General features: G+C 36.5%; 3 protein-coding genes and 1 pseudogene. All 4 read right to left on the bottom strand.

Translation table 11 applies throughout. The annotated features are described in order from the left end of the window. Positions 1-216 precede the first annotated feature (216 nt). Entirely contained in the window at positions 217-1,242 is a 1,026-nt protein-coding gene (locus tag LI114_RS13335) for a toll/interleukin-1 receptor domain-containing protein (protein WP_227221074.1), read from the bottom strand. Between the two features lie 72 nt (positions 1,243-1,314). Beyond that, positions 1,315-1,653: a hypothetical protein gene (locus LI114_RS13330; protein WP_227221073.1), complete on the bottom strand. Its 339-nt coding sequence runs from the start codon at positions 1,651-1,653 to the stop codon at positions 1,315-1,317. Further along, positions 1,640-1,864, bottom strand: a complete 225-nt coding sequence (locus tag LI114_RS13325) for a hypothetical protein (protein WP_022126845.1) — start codon at positions 1,862-1,864, stop codon at positions 1,640-1,642. The genes LI114_RS13330 and LI114_RS13325 overlap by 14 nt, the downstream gene beginning before the upstream one ends. A gap of 2 nt (positions 1,865-1,866) precedes the next feature. After that, a pseudogene (locus tag LI114_RS13320) lies at positions 1,867-2,293 on the bottom strand (hypothetical protein); the annotation flags it as partial.

Genomic DNA, 2,293 nt, shown 5'->3' with positions numbered 1-2,293 from the left:
GCAGTGCAGTAACGCCCACAGCAGGGTCTTTCCAACCGGGCTGCGCCAGCGCACCAGCAACGTCCATCGCAACAGTTTCATACGATGTTGTGTCATAGCTCTCAGCTCCGCCGATGAGAGCAGGGGAGCTTGTGGACATAATGGCGATAGCTGCTAGGATAGATATTATTTTTTTCATATGTCTTTTCTCCTATCTATGTAGGTGTTTAATGCTCGTTATATACCTTTTTGAGTCGAAAGCTTTTCTACTTGAGAGATTATATCAAGTTTTAAATCTTCTTCTGACTTTGTAGTCATATCAAAATACTTATAATTACTCAAGCAAGGAAGTATTTGTTCTATGTCAACGTCGTCAAGCTTAACAACGTACCAACCCATTTTTTTATTTATCATTTTTGCCATAATATTATTAAGTTCCATCTGAGAGTAATTTGATTCCGCAGTGGCTTTGCTCAGAAATAGAATAGCAAAGTCGCTCTGCTCTATTCCATTCATTATTGAGCTTAAAATATTATCTCCAACATCGATCGATGTTTCATCTAACCAAAAATCTAAACCGGCACTTTTAAGATCGTCAATGATCTTGTACACTATTGATTTATTTTTATGACAGTAAGAGATGAATATTTTTGGTCTAAAAAAGTGCCTTTTATCTGAATAACCTTTTTGCATAAGCTCTTCTTCAGAAGCAAAAATAAATAGTCTTCTGAATACATTCGTTATATCTTCTTTTGACATATTGGCTAAAAGAGTATGTGTATTATACCCTCTGTATTGGGTTTCAGAGAGCAGCTCTCCCAAACCAAACTGATTATCAGTTTTTAATTCGGTTCTTTTAAGTATCTGTTCAATTTTGTCTTTTTCCTCAAATTCACATTCAACACACAGGTATGCTTTTAAATGATAAGGATTATTATCAACAAACATACAAACGCATCCGTTTTCGTCAACCAGCGAATTTATTTCATAAACAGTTTCTACATGATCGTCATGTTTAGAATATGGTATTTCTATCGTGTATTTGCAGGACATATTATCATCGATCTCCTTATATATATAGATAAAATGATTGAAAGGATCTGCAACAGTTGTACAGTTTAATACCATTTCTATTTCAAAGGCGTACCATTTGAAATAACGTACCGGTTCATCACTTATTTCGCTAAATGGAATTATGGTCAATGAAGAATAGCGTTTACAATGCTTGTAAAAAAGCTGCTCAACTCGTTCCTTTCCTAACATTCATTTTCTCCTACAATTGTACCATATTTTAACTACATTGTCAATCACAATTTTTTCTTTTAACAGATAGTTTTACAGCGATCTGCCCTTTTTGACCTCAATATCCATAACGACCTCATTATCAAATTCCTTTTGCGGCACAGGTTCATCTTTAGAATTAAACAGTCCGTCGAGCTTTGCTTTGTATTGCTTCGCCTCTTTCAGCGTATTAAAATGCTCTATGCTCGAATAGTCGATCGTATTTGTGTATTCGTCTAAGTAGGGCTTTGCTGCTACTGCAAAATGTCCGTTTTTCGCACTCTTCAAAACTGCCGTATCGCTGTCAAAAGAAAAAATTTGATACAGCTTGCCATCGGTGCATTTATACAGCAATATGCTATTCGCTGAGCTGTCATGCTTAAATGTTTTCATCTTTTTTCTTCTTGTCTGATCTGAGTGCTGCCGAACGTTTTATAAATCCTTGTACCGCCTTTGGAACGTGTTTGCTATACAGTTTATCGACCGCTGTCGCCGCAGCCTCGTTTATGACTTTTGCGATCTCCTCTTCAATGTTCTGTTCCGCAGGCATATAGCAGCGCAGCGCTTCAAGCTTGCTTTTATCAATGTCGATTTTAATATTCATTATCACACCTCATTTTTAAAATAAAGACTAAGAGCCTTTTCTATCGTATTACTTATCTCTTCCTTTGACATTTTCTTATCAAAGTATTTGGAGTATGTGGCATTGCTGATCCGTATACTCTTTGTACTTTTGATCTCTTCGCATCTATCAGATCTTCCCATCAGAATTTTTATAACGGTGAGCTGATCCAGCGTTTTGATATTGCTTTGCTCTCTGAGGATCTCAGATCTTTTTATGTCTATCTTATATTTTTTCAGCAGACTTATCAGCATATCCTGTATATCTTCCGGCAGATATGATAGGTTTACCGCCGCTCTGATAGGTATTGTGCCATCATCGACCAGCGGCTTTAGTCCATCTATCAGCTTGTCTATCTGATATAGTATAATAAAACTTGACACTCCAACCTCAAAGAAGTAAAATAGAAAG

It is taken from the genome of Ruminococcus sp. 210702-SL.1.03 (genome assembly GCF_020559915.1).
Classification (GTDB): Bacteria; Bacillota; Clostridia; order Oscillospirales; family Ruminococcaceae; genus YE71.
This window is presented reverse-complemented; position numbering and strand designations above follow the sequence as displayed.